This window comes from Pedobacter sp. Leaf250, assembly GCF_920984735.1.
Lineage (GTDB): Bacteria > Bacteroidota > Bacteroidia > Sphingobacteriales > Sphingobacteriaceae > Pedobacter.
On record NZ_CAKLBU010000020.1, the window covers coordinates 59,913 to 71,811 of the forward strand.

Here is an 11,899-nt window from a genome sequence, read left to right on the forward strand (position 1 = left end):
TTACTTGTCAATAATGATGCCGCATAATTTTTTCTTTAATGATCCATCACTGAAGCAATTTGTTAAAATGTTTAAACCTTCTTAAGGAACTGAGTGTTATTCATATAATATTATTTAATAATTAGAAATGATGAGCAACGAAATTGATAATAGTCAGAAAGCAAAAACAACTGATCCTAATATAGAATGGGATAATGGTGAGGCAACTTATGGCCATAGCATAAGCGAATCTGATTTTAAGCGAAAAAATTCACCTAACAAAAATCACATTAACAAAACTGAAAATGATGCCAATACAATTGATGATTTGAAGAATGAAAATTTGAGTCAGGGTGAAGATATTGGGAACCGTAATAAGACTGGTGAAAAGGGTCTTGGAGGTAAAGATTTATAATTAGGGATTTCTTATTAATCCCTAATTATATTGTTATGAGTTTCCGGTAGGTGAAAACTTATATAGTATTCAACAGCAAAGTATTTTTTAAAGTAGCCAGGTTATAGCCCCATAAATTAGTTTAGCCTTAGGATGATTTAAGATTTGGCCGCGAATGCTAATATGTTGCAAATTTGCTTATTTATTAAACTTATAACAAATGATTTTAGCACAAAGAGATTGATAAAAGTCAAGATTTGTAGTATAATATAGTTATTTGTGTCAATATAGTTTTGTAGTTTTCCTGTAGTCCATTTTAACTACGTTTTTATACGCCCTGGTTTGACAAACCACTGCTGCACCTAGCAAAGCATATTTTAAAGTCCCCTTGTTTAAATAACTTAAATTCCAGTATTTAACACATCATCTTCATCCCTTTTATTAATATCTTTTTGATTTGCTGAATCAAAATCGGCAGATGAACTTCCTGTTCCACTATCGGCACTTTCAATTGTTGGGTTTTCATCATTGCTGCTATACGCATCATCACTTAAAGAATCTTTTCCCTGTGTACCAGTATTATCGTAACCATCTTTAGCAGCTGTGTTTCCTTTTATGGCATCGCTTCCCTGACCATAACTCGTTACCTCATTACCTTCATTACCCTTTTCGTATTCTTTCTGCACTTTTGATTTCTCATTATCTTTACCTGTACCCACATAACCTTCAGTGAGCTCTTCCTTATTATAAATACTAGTTTTCATAATTTTATTTTTTTATAAAACAGCATTAAACTAAAATGGTTTTAACCTAATTTATCCGAATTATTATAGAGCTGATTTTCTGCTTTTGATTAACTTGCGCCAAATTTTAATCATTTTTAAATGGAGTGGAAATATTTACTTTCAAATAAACGTTTTGGTCAGGAAAGTTGGACAGGAGATCGGGATAAGGCAAGGTCTGATTTTCAAAGAGATTATGATCGTTTAATATTTTCATCACCTTTTAGGCGGTTACAAAATAAAACCCAGGTATTTCCATTGCCTGGAAGTGTTTTTGTTCATAATCGCTTAACGCATAGTTTAGAGGTGGCAAGTGTTGCCCGCTCCATGGCAAATATTTTTTTAAATAAATTAGAGGAAAAAAGCCCTCAATTGATTAAAGATGTTCCTTTAATAAATGAAGTTGGAAATATTGTTGCAGCTGCTTCATTGGCTCACGATTTAGGAAACCCTGCCTTTGGTCATTCGGGCGAGGCTGCAATTTCAAGATATTTTACTGATGGGGATGGTAAGGTTTATCAAAATGAAATGAATGAATCGCAATGGCACGATTTGATAAACTTTGAAGGTAATGCCAATGCCATCCGTATTCTTACCCATCCGCTTAAGGGAAAAGGAAATGATGCCTACGCACTTACGTATTCTACATTGGCATCTATCGCTAAATATCCTTGTGCCTCTATTGCTGGCAAGCAAAAAGGAATACTTCACCGAAAAAAGTATGGGTTTTTTCAATCAGAAGAAGAAACATTTAAAAAAATCGCAAGCGAACTTCATCTCGAGAAAGAGGATGGAGAATACTTGATTTATAAACGTCATCCCCTGGTTTATTTGGTAGAAGCTGCTGATGACATTTGCTACAGCATTATCGATCTTGAAGATGCACATCGATTGAAAATTCTTTCTTACGAGGAGGTTAAAAACTATTTACTTCCATTTGCGAACTCTAAAACAATAGAAGATAGACTAAAAAATGATTACGAAGATGATGATGCGAAAATTGGTCTGTTAAGAGCAAAGGCAATTAATACATTAACCAATCTATGTGCTGATATTTTTTATCGTGAACAGGAAAGCTTGTTAGCAGGAAGCTTAAACAAAAGCCTTACCGATTTAATTCCAGAACCTTATGCTGCCGCCTGGAAACAAATAGAAAAGGTATCAATAGAACGGATATATAATTTCTCGTCTGTTATTCAGAAAGAAGTTGCCGGATATAAAATCATGGCTGGCCTATTGGAAGAATTTGTCCCTGCGTTAATCCATAATAATACCCATTACTATAAGAAACTGGTTAAGCTCATTCCAAAACAATACCATACCGATTTAACCGATATTTATTCGAGAACGCAAAGTGTATTGGATTTCGTATCAGGTATGACTGACTTATATGCCGTGGATTTATATCGGAATATTAAGGGTATTTCTTTTCCTTCTGAAACCTAGGAATCATATTATAAAAATCCAGTGGATGGTAATATAGATCTCATGTATTTATTAAATTTGGATTAGAACTTGCTTGTTGGTGTAAAAAAATAAATTTTAAGTTAATTATAATTTATTGATAATCAGATTAATTAATAATATTCCGTAGTATTAGATGGGCGTTTGTGTAATTCGAATAAGTTGGGTTATACTAATTATTAGATTTGAGAGTTGGGGCATCCAGAAAATTTCTGTATACCTTAATTAATAGATCTTGTCCCTATTTATGAGAAAAATTTTATTAACTGCTTTGCTAGGCTTAGGCTTAGCTTTTGCTGTAAAAGCGCAGGCTCCACAGCAATTCAATTATCAGGGTGCTGCCAGAAATTCTAATGGTAGCCCGCTTGCAAATAAAAATATTTCCTTAAGAATCAGCATTCTCGATGCATCTGGCAATGGAACAATACAGTATAGCGAAGTTAGAAGTGTAACGACAAATTCTAATGGATTATATGCGTTGAGCATTGGGGGTGTAGGTGCAATTTCAACAACTGGATCCATCTCTGCTGTTACCTGGAGCTCAGGGTTGAAATTCGTAAAAGTAGAGGTTGATCCTGAAAATGGATCGAACTTTAGCCTGGCTGGAACAGCACAATTATTGAGTGTTCCATACGCACTATATGCGGCGAGCGGGCCAGCAGGACCTGCAGGTGCTCAAGGTCCTGCTGGCCCGGCTGGAGCCGCAGGTGGCCAGGGTATTCCTGGTGTAAAAGGTGATAAGGGCGATAAAGGCGATGTAGGCCCAGCTGGCCCATCAACTGGGGCTGCAAGCGGAGATTTAGCAGGCAATTATCCCAACCCAACTATTGCCAATTTGCAAGGAAAGTTGCTATCTGCATCAGCACCACAAAATAATCAAGTGCTTTTATTTGATGGAGCCGCATGGAAGCCCGTTACACTAGATGTGAATCAATTGGCTGGGGCAAAAGCAATCATCTCTACCGATTTAAGCATAAGTGCGAATGGCGTAGCTGCTGTGTTAAAAGATGTTGTAATTGATATAAATGCCGGGGCTGTAACCACCGCTAAATTGGCAGATGGTTCTGTAACTACACCGAAGATTGGAAACGCTGCTGTAACTTCTATCAAAATTGGCAACAAAGAAGTTAAAAACATAAATATTGATGATGCAGCAATAAATACATTACAATTGGTAGATGGATCGGTAACCACACCAAAATTAGCTGATGCCTCGGTAACAATAAGCAAGCTAACTACAGCTGGAGTGGCTGACGCAAACAAAGTATACGCAACAAATGCGGTTACAGGTAAGCCAGAATTAATTAGCTTTACAACACTTACTAATGGAAATGCTTGGGCATTAAAAGGCAATACAGGCAATACCGATCAAACAAATAACTTTCTTGGTAATCTTGACGATGTTGCAATTAATTTTTTAATTAATGGGCAGAAATCTGGTCGACTGGGTACGTCTACCGAAACCAACATTTCTTATGGCTATAGAACATTAACAACAAATATAACCGGTTTTTTTAACAATGCTTTTGGGAAAGAGGCACTTTCTGTTAATATTTCAGGGTATGAAAATAGTGCATTTGGTCATTTGGCACTTCAACGTAATTTTAGTGGTATTCATAACAGTAGTTTTGGCTCGCAAGCATTATCAGCAAATACAGTTGGATCAAATAATACGGCTATCGGCACACATACATTAATAGCCAACAGCACTGGGGTGGGCAATACTGCTATTGGTAGTTTAGCATTGGAAGGAAATAATGGGAATACCAATACAGCAATTGGTTTTTCGGCTGGGAACAAAAATAATGGGAGTGGAAATATCTTTTTAGGCAACAGTGCAGGCAGTACCTTAACAAATGCCAGTAACAGTTTTATTGTTGCAAACTCGGCTACTCTTTACCCACTTCTATCAGGTGTTTTGTCAAACGATGGGGGTTCACTAACGGTTAATAACACCACTGCGGCAACATCTACGAACTATGCTCCAAATAGTGCGAGTACTTTAAATATTAATGGTTCAGTGGCTGCTAGTATTTTAACACACACCACGGCCAGCGCAATTAATTTGGATGCAAGTCACTACACCATTAGAATAAAAAACGTTGGTGCAGCAGTTACAGTTAACCTGCCCAATGCTTCAACCTGTAAGGGCAGAATCTATGTATTGATTAAAGCAGCATCAACAGGAAATGTAACGTTTAACAGTGCCATAACGCTGAATGATGATTCTACAACCAATACAATGACTGGCGCAAAAACCTTTACCATACAAAGTGATGGCTCGGCATGGATTTCTTTAAACTAAGAATATGAAAAAAATATGCTCAATGTTATTTCTTTTCTGTTTGATAGTTTTTCAGAAAAATCTTCAAGCTCAAAATTTGCCATCTATAGTAAATTCTGCAAGTGGGTATGGTAAAATTAATAACCAACTATTTGATTTTATTATTGGTGAAATGGTATTAGTTCAAACTTATCAGGCAAGTACTATTACTTTAACCCAAGGTTTTTTACAGCCGTTTCTGGTGTCGCAAAATGCAGTCGATATCACCATTGTTAATAATATCTTAACTCCTAATGGGGATGGTAAAAATGATTTTTTCTTTATCAAAGGATTAGAAAAATATCCATTAAATAAGCTCACCATTTTTGATAGAGGAGGAAGAACTATCTACTCCGTAATAAATTATCAAAATGACTGGGATGGATATCTCAACGGACGCCCGCTAATGGAAGATACCTATTATTATATACTTGATTTGGGTGCCGCTGGAACTGCTAAGGGTTTTATATCAATTATTTATAAAAAATAATAACGTGAGAAAGATGAAATTTTATTTGAGCGGCTTGTTATTATTTTCGCTCACGGCAGCTTTCGGTCAGCTTAATCCCATGGGGAGTATTTACTTTCAAAACCAATTTCTGGCCAATCCTGCTATGGCTGGTACTGAGAACGGCCTGACTTTAAATGGTGCTTTCAAAACGCAGTGGGTTGGTGTAGAGGGTGCGCCAAAAATTCAATATTTAACAGGCGATTATGGCTTGCAAAATAATAAAGTTGGTATTGGTGCCTTACTTTACAGTGAAACCGCTGGAGCCATAAATAGAATGAGGGCTACTTTTAGTTATGCTTATCATTTACCACTTAACAATGAAAGTAATTATTTAGATTTTGGCCTTTCTGCTGGGATAATGAACGAATATGTTAATATTGGTAAAGTAAAAGGTGATTTAACCGACGAGGTACTTAATAGTTTTAACGAGCGCCAACTGTATCTGGATGGTGATTTCGGAATCGCTTACCGCACCAATCGTTTAACACTTCAAGGTACTTTGCCAAACTTAAAGCGTTTTTTTAAGCGTGATATTTTAAGAAATGTAGTCGATCGATCGATTTATTTTATTGCCGCCGGGTATAAATTCAATACAGATAAAATTGTTAATAGTATTGAGCCAAAATTGGTTTACCGGGGTGTTCAAAATTATGAGGGAATTTTGGATGCTGGTGTAAACTTTCAGTTTTTGGATAATAAACTGATGTTTAACGGAATATATCATAGTACCAATAGTTTCACAGGTGGCTTTGGTGCGAATTACAAAAATCAGTTTTCTTTGTTATTTCAGTATACCACTAACACTTCGCAAATGAAAAATTATAGTAATGGAGAATTCGAAATCGGATTAAAATATAGTTTCAAAAATCAATAAAAAACGGCCATTCCTATTCGCTAGAAATGGCCGTTTTAGTTGGGTTATCTCCCCCGGGCATCATCCCATTTATTTCTTTCATCCTGCAATTCTCTTGCTAACTTCATTTCTTTATCTTTTGCTTTTACCTTGTGTGCCTGAAATTCATCAGCCACTTCCTGGTAAAGTTGTGTTCGGTAGGTAGCTTCTTTCCTATATTTTCCCGATTGAAAAATTACAACAGCCAAACCAGCGCCGAGTATAATAATTATAGCCCAAACTATGCTATTGTAGGTGCCTTTATTAAACGATATTCCTAAAAATTTTATTTCATTTACTGAAGCAGTAGCATCTGCTAATGAAGTTTCTTTTCCAGTTACTTCACCTTTTAAACTGGCAATATTGGTCGATTGTGCTTTAATTTCCTGTTTGGCTTCTTGCAGTTGTTTGCGCTCTTTTCTTAAAGTATCATTCACACTTTTCCATAAGCTTGTTAATCGAGATGGATTAATCAGCCTGGCGCCGTACAAACTTTTCGATTTTTTTAACATAAACTGGTACTGGCCATTTAAGGATGGATCAGTATTTTTCGAGGTGTCGGGCAAAACCTGCGCAAACGCAGTGTTTAAAAATAGCATGGCGACTAAAAACAATAGGGTTTGTTTAATTTTCTGCATAGTTTAAATATAGGTGTTTGAATGTAAAACTACATTTTTATCTATTTCTTTGTGAAAAAATTTAACTAAGTAATTAATCAATTTAGATAAAAGTATAGCTTCATAACATGTTAAATAACAATTTTATCTAAGTTTTATTATAATTTAATCACCTATAGATTACATTTGTTTCATGCAAATAGGAATTATCGGTTTAGGCGATATGGGCAAATTATACGCACTATCGTTTTTAAACGCAGGTTATAAAGTATGCGGGGCAGATATGCCTTTGCGTTTTTCAGATTTAAAAAATGAGCTTGAACCAAAGGGTATTGAGGTATTAATTGATGGTCATGAGGTAGCCCGTAAATCAGACTTTATAATCTATTGTGTCGAGGCCGAAAAAATTGATGAAGTGGTTTCTACTTTTGCCCGTTCTACAAAATTTGGTGCAATTGTATCGGGACAAACATCTGTAAAACACCCAGAAATTGCAGCATTTGAGCAACACCTGCCAGAGGATACCCAAATCGTAACCTGCCATTCCCTGCACGGACCAGCATTTAGTCCAGAAGGGCAAACATTGGTGGTTGTTCGCCACCGGGCTACCGATGAAGTTTACGCAAAAGCTTTACAAGTTTATAAGTCGCTTAAATCAAATATCATCGAAATGGATGATTATCGTGAGCATGATAGAATTGTAGCAGATACACAAGCCGTAACACACATGGGTTTTGAAAGCATGGGTTCGGCATGGAAAAATGCTGGTTTTTTCCCTTGGGATAATCCGGCTTATGCAGGAGGAATTGATAATGTAAAGATCTTAACTACCTTAAGGATTTTTAGTTACAAATCGCATATTTATGCGGGTTTGGCCATTCTAAATCCTTATGCCCAAAAGCAGGTAAAATATTATGCACAAGCAGAATCAGAATTGTATAAATTGATGATTTGTGAGAATGAAACTGAATTTAGAGAAAAGATCTATGCAGCCCGCGATTTTGTTTTTCATGAAAGTAGAACGCTTTTGCTTCTAGATGATAACATTATGAAAGAATTTAGCCTTTCTGATTCAGCACACAAACAGAAGCCGAATTCTCATTTAAGTTTATTAAGCATGGTTTACGCCTGGTATAAAATGGGTGTTAATCCTTACGATAATTTAATCTGCCAAACACCACCCTTTAAATTGAGATTAGGCATTGCCGAATATCTTTTTAAAAATGAGGAGATGTTGGAAGAATCGATACATACTGCTTTGTACGACAAATCAATTCGCGGTGATGATTTAGAATTCCACACTGCTGTTCACGAATGGGCCTCAATAATTGGCTACGGAGATTTGAAAGGTTATAAAGAACATTTTGAAGCTGCAAAATCTTTCTTCGCCAATAGATTAAACGATGGGAGAGATCTGAGTGCGGAGATGATTAGAAGGTTGGGGAAATAGATGAAGATTAAATTGCAAAAGCCGCAACTTATAATTTTATTGAAGGAAAAATTATCAAAATTGGATCAGCTTTGTGCTGTATTTGATTCTGGAAATGAGGAGGCAGTTGCGGATATGGCTAAAGTTATTAGTCTCATATTCCAAAATACAGAAACATCTAAATCCTTGCTACATCAGCTTAAGCTTGGCCACATACCAATTTACTGCAGTGCTGAATTTTATAATCCAAAAAGTTTAATCAATTATCTCGGCCTTTTAAGGTTAAAACGCAAAGCTGAACTGGGATGGAATTATTACCCAAAGCTAAATTCAGAAGATTTAAAGTCAGTATCTTCTGAGAACTGGTGGCAAAATAAAAAGGTCATTATCGATTCGCTTGGTGTTTCGTATTCAAGAGCGAAGATTATAAAATCAATTTCCAATGATGATGGTGAATTGGATCAATTGGACACTTCTGGTTGGAACATCAAAGATGGGAAAGGAGCTAAGATAAATCCTATAGCTGCAACAATCAGGCAAATTGCATTTGAATTATTGGCATCTTTTAATGAAATCGATATCTCTAAAGAAAGTAAGTTATATTATAAAGTAAAATGATCGCAATTTAAATTAGGGGAAATGATATTGAACATTGCTCATCGTCCATTTTCCATGTCCCTTCTTACATCATCCATATAATATATAGACTTTATTTTATTCCTAAAATCCTTCGTTTAGCGAAAATGTCTGTCTTATATTTGCCCGCATGTCGGTATTGCTGTTTACCATTATTGTTTTATTGGGTGCTTTTTTAGCAGGTTTACTAGGCTCATTAACCGGTTTGGGAGGTGGTGTGATTATCATTCCACTGCTAACTCTGGCACTTGGTGTCGATATTCATTATGCAATAGGAGCATCCATTGTTTCCGTTATTGCCACTTCATCTGGTTCTGCTGCAGCCTATGTTAAAGAAGGTATCACCAATATTCGGATAGGCATGTTCTTGGAAATTGCCACAACAGTTGGCGCCATTTGTGGAGCCATTGTAGCAGTTTATTTAAATGCAAACTACATCGCCATCATTTTCGGCTGCATTTTAATCTTTTCGGCCATTATGACGTTAAAGAAAAAGGTCGATCACACTACTTTGGATGATACTGATAAATGGGCGAAATTTTTTAAACTTAATAGTACCTATCCCGATAAAGGAGTCGATCATCCGTATGCGGTAAAAAATGTTCCGGGTGGTTTTGCAATGATGCTTTTTGCTGGTACACTTTCTGGTTTGCTTGGTATAGGAAGTGGCGCACTTAAAGTAATTGCGATGGATAACATCATGCGCTTGCCTTTCAAGGTTTCTACAACAACCAGCAATTTTATGATGGGGGTTACTGCTGCCGCAAGTGCAATTGTTTATTTACATCGCGGACAGATTGATCCAGGCATTGCGATGCCTGTGTGCATAGGGGTTTTAACTGGAGCATCAATCGGATCAAAAGTTTTATTAAGAACAAAAACTGATAAACTTAAAATTGTATTTGCTGTTGTGGTTACCTTCTTGGCGTTACAAATGATTTATAAGGGGATAAGCGGTTTATAATATGAGTGCTGTTAAAAGAGAAAATATCAACGATAAGGATATTCAAGTCATTTTGGGTACGCTTTTACGTGCTGGTGTAATCATCTCGATGAGTATTGTGCTTGTTGGTGGTATTATTTTTTTGATACATAATAAAGGTGTAATTACCGATTACAAAGTTTTTAAACCCGAACTTTCTAAATTTTCATCAATCGCTGCCATTTTTAAGGGGGTTACTACTTTTCATGGAGATGCAATTGTTCAGTTCGGTATCCTCATGCTTATATTTACACCCATCGCCAGAATCGTTTTTGCTATTTTTAGTTTTTTTATAGAGAAGGATTATCTATATGTTCTTATCGGTTTCATCATTTTGGCCATCATCACCATCAGTTTAAATGGTGGTTTAGCACACTAGTCTGCTTGATGCTAAATCTGATCATATTAGCAAATAATTTAAAAACCATCACGATTTTACCATAAACGTACATTTACTGTAATAAAATCGCGATCGCTTCAGCACCTTTGAAAAAAAATCAAAATAAGTTGAAAAATATTTCGCTAACTATTTGAATATTAAGAATTCTTTCCTATTTTTGCCCTCCCTTAAAAGGGAACGAACAACCACCTTGAACGAAGCCCTACTGCTTCGATGGGTGTTAAAAAGAAAAGATAAAATGTCAGGAATTATTGGAAAAAAAGTAGGAATGACCAGTATCTTTGATGCCGAAGGAAAAAACATTCCTTGTACGGTAATCGAGGCTGGACCTTGTGTAGTTACACAGGTAAAAACCGAAGAAGTAGATGGTTATTCATCAATCCAGTTGGGTTACGATGAGAAAAAAGAGAAAAACACAACTCAACCATTGAAAGGCCATTTCGCGAAAGCAAACACAACTCCGAAACGCAAACTTGTTGAATTCGATTCGTTTACAACTTCACTTAACTTAGGTGATGTAGTAACCGTTGATGCATTCGCAGAAGGCGATTTTGTTGATGTTGTAGGTACCTCAAAAGGTAAAGGTTTTCAGGGTGTTGTAAAACGCCACGGATTTGCCGGTGTTGGTATGCAGACTCACGGTCAGCATAACCGTTTACGTGCCCCAGGTTCATTGGGTGCATCATCATTCCCATCACGTGTATTCAAAGGAATGCGCATGGCAGGAAGAACAGGTGGAGACAGAGTAAAAGTTCAAAACTTACAGGTTTTGAAAGTTTATGCTGAGCAAAACTTATTAGTAGTTAGTGGTTCCATTCCAGGAGCTAAAGGTTCTTACGTAATCTTAGACAAGTAATCAGATGGAAGTTAAAGTATTAAACATTTCAGGTAAAGAAACAGGTGCCAAGGTGCAACTTCCTGAATCGGTATTTGGTATCGAGCCTAACGACCACGCGATTTATTTAGATGTAAAACAGTATTTGGCTAACCAACGCCAAGGTACTCACAAATCTAAACAACGTAATGAGATTGCTGGTTCAACTCGTAAACTATACAAGCAAAAAGGTACAGGTGGTGCAAGAGCTGGTAGCATTAAATCTCCGTTATTTAACGGTGGTGGTCGTGTTTTCGGTCCTCAACCTCGTGACTATAGCTTTAAATTGAACAAGAAATTAAAATCATTAGCACGTAAATCTGCTTTAGCTTATAAAGCAAAAGATAACAGCGTGGTAGTTTTAGAAGATTTCAACTTCGATACAGCTAAAACAAAAAACTATACAAGTTTATTAACTGCGTTAAACGTAGGTACTCAAAAAACTTTATTGGTTTTACCTGCACAAAATAATAATATCTATTTATCGAGCAGAAACGTTCAGAAAACTAAAGTAATCTCGGCAGCAGATTTAAATACTTATGATGTATTAAACGCTGGTGTACTTGTGTTAACTGCAGATTCTGTTAAAACTTTGGAGGAGGCATTTGCCAAATAA

At 36.2% G+C, this 11,899-nt stretch carries 13 protein-coding genes; 11 read left to right on the forward strand and 2 right to left on the reverse strand.

Going from position 1 to position 11,899, the window contains the following annotated elements:
• Nucleotides 1-127: 127 nt before the first annotated feature.
• On the forward strand, nt 128-394 hold the full coding sequence (locus LUA91_RS16710; RefSeq protein ID WP_231427261.1) for a hypothetical protein: 267 nt from the start codon (nt 128-130) through the stop codon (nt 392-394).
• 380 nt (nt 395-774) lie between these two features.
• Here the strand turns inward: LUA91_RS16710 and LUA91_RS16715 are convergent, their stop codons facing one another.
• Nucleotides 775-1,137, reverse strand: a complete 363-nt coding sequence (locus LUA91_RS16715) for a hypothetical protein (RefSeq protein ID WP_231427262.1) — start codon at nt 1,135-1,137, stop codon at nt 775-777.
• Between the two features lie 120 nt (nt 1,138-1,257).
• Here LUA91_RS16715 and LUA91_RS16720 point away from each other — a divergent pair, with 120 nt between their 5' ends.
• The 4 genes from LUA91_RS16720 to LUA91_RS16735 all read left to right on the forward strand — a co-directional run bounded on the left by LUA91_RS16720 (nt 1,258) and on the right by LUA91_RS16735 (nt 6,327).
• Nucleotides 1,258-2,601, forward strand: a complete 1,344-nt coding sequence (locus LUA91_RS16720; protein WP_231427263.1) for a deoxyguanosinetriphosphate triphosphohydrolase — start codon at nt 1,258-1,260, stop codon at nt 2,599-2,601.
• 265 nt (nt 2,602-2,866) lie between these two features.
• On the forward strand, nt 2,867-4,924 hold the full coding sequence (locus LUA91_RS16725) for a hypothetical protein (RefSeq protein WP_231427264.1): 2,058 nt from the start codon (nt 2,867-2,869) through the stop codon (nt 4,922-4,924).
• 4 nt (nt 4,925-4,928) lie between these two features.
• Nucleotides 4,929-5,432 (forward strand): gliding motility-associated C-terminal domain-containing protein, encoded by a 504-nt coding sequence (locus LUA91_RS16730; RefSeq protein WP_231427265.1) that lies wholly within the window; start codon nt 4,929-4,931, stop codon nt 5,430-5,432.
• A gap of 13 nt (nt 5,433-5,445) precedes the next feature.
• The gene (locus LUA91_RS16735) at nt 5,446-6,327 is read left to right on the forward strand and encodes a type IX secretion system membrane protein PorP/SprF (protein ID WP_231427266.1); all 882 of its coding nucleotides are present in this window, start codon (nt 5,446-5,448) and stop codon (nt 6,325-6,327) included.
• Nucleotides 6,328-6,371: 44 nt separating this feature from the next.
• Here LUA91_RS16735 and LUA91_RS16740 read toward each other — a convergent pair whose 3' ends face one another.
• Nucleotides 6,372-6,983, reverse strand: coding sequence for a hypothetical protein (locus LUA91_RS16740; RefSeq protein ID WP_231427267.1), 612 nt, complete (start codon nt 6,981-6,983; stop codon nt 6,372-6,374).
• A 172-nt stretch (nt 6,984-7,155) separates the two neighbouring features.
• Here LUA91_RS16740 and LUA91_RS16745 point away from each other — a divergent pair, with 172 nt between their 5' ends.
• From LUA91_RS16745 to rplD, 6 genes are all read left to right on the forward strand, one after another.
• Nucleotides 7,156-8,412: a prephenate dehydrogenase gene (locus tag LUA91_RS16745; RefSeq protein WP_231427268.1), complete on the forward strand. Its 1,257-nt coding sequence runs from the start codon at nt 7,156-7,158 to the stop codon at nt 8,410-8,412.
• Nucleotides 8,413-9,009, forward strand: a complete 597-nt coding sequence (locus tag LUA91_RS16750; protein WP_231427269.1) for a hypothetical protein — start codon at nt 8,413-8,415, stop codon at nt 9,007-9,009.
• A 148-nt stretch (nt 9,010-9,157) separates the two neighbouring features.
• Nucleotides 9,158-9,991, forward strand: coding sequence for a sulfite exporter TauE/SafE family protein (locus tag LUA91_RS16755; protein ID WP_231427270.1), 834 nt, complete (start codon nt 9,158-9,160; stop codon nt 9,989-9,991).
• Nucleotide 9,992: 1 nt separating this feature from the next.
• Complete coding sequence (locus tag LUA91_RS16760; RefSeq protein WP_231427271.1) at nt 9,993-10,388, forward strand: DUF1634 domain-containing protein; 396 nt, start codon at nt 9,993-9,995, stop codon at nt 10,386-10,388.
• 259 nt (nt 10,389-10,647) lie between these two features.
• The gene (gene rplC, locus LUA91_RS16765) at nt 10,648-11,265 is read left to right on the forward strand and encodes a 50S ribosomal protein L3 (protein ID WP_231427272.1); all 618 of its coding nucleotides are present in this window, start codon (nt 10,648-10,650) and stop codon (nt 11,263-11,265) included.
• Between the two features lie 4 nt (nt 11,266-11,269).
• Nucleotides 11,270-11,899, forward strand: coding sequence for a 50S ribosomal protein L4 (gene rplD / locus LUA91_RS16770; protein WP_231427273.1), 630 nt, complete (start codon nt 11,270-11,272; stop codon nt 11,897-11,899).